This is a genomic window from Pseudomonas sp. SIMBA_068 (assembly GCF_046534705.1).
In the GTDB taxonomy this organism is placed as follows: domain Bacteria; phylum Pseudomonadota; class Gammaproteobacteria; order Pseudomonadales; family Pseudomonadaceae; genus Aquipseudomonas; species Aquipseudomonas putida.
In genome coordinates this window covers 1-259 of sequence record NZ_JAWRYI010000898.1, presented here as the reverse complement: position 1 = coordinate 259, position 259 = coordinate 1, and the positions used below count along the sequence as shown (strand labels likewise).

At 56.8% G+C, this 259-nt stretch carries 1 protein-coding gene; it reads left to right on the top strand.

Annotated features, from left to right (window positions below):
* Positions 1–259 (top strand): Hsp33 family molecular chaperone HslO (locus SB756_RS31975; RefSeq protein WP_410913487.1); only part of this gene is annotated, 259 nt, incomplete at both ends.

Here is a 259-nt window from a genome sequence, read left to right as displayed (position 1 = left end):
CACCATTACCCCGAGCGAAGGCGAACGCTATCAGGGCGTAGTTGGTCTGGAAGGTGATACCCTGGCGGCCTGCCTGGAAGATTACTTTATGCGTTCTGAACAGCTGCCGACGCGCCTGTTTATTCGCACCGGCGACGTAGACGGCAAACCGGCTGCAGGCGGTATGTTGTTGCAGGTAATGCCTGCGCAAAATGCCCAGCAGGACGACTTTGACCACCTGGCGACGCTAACCGAAACCATCAAAACCGAAGAACTGCTG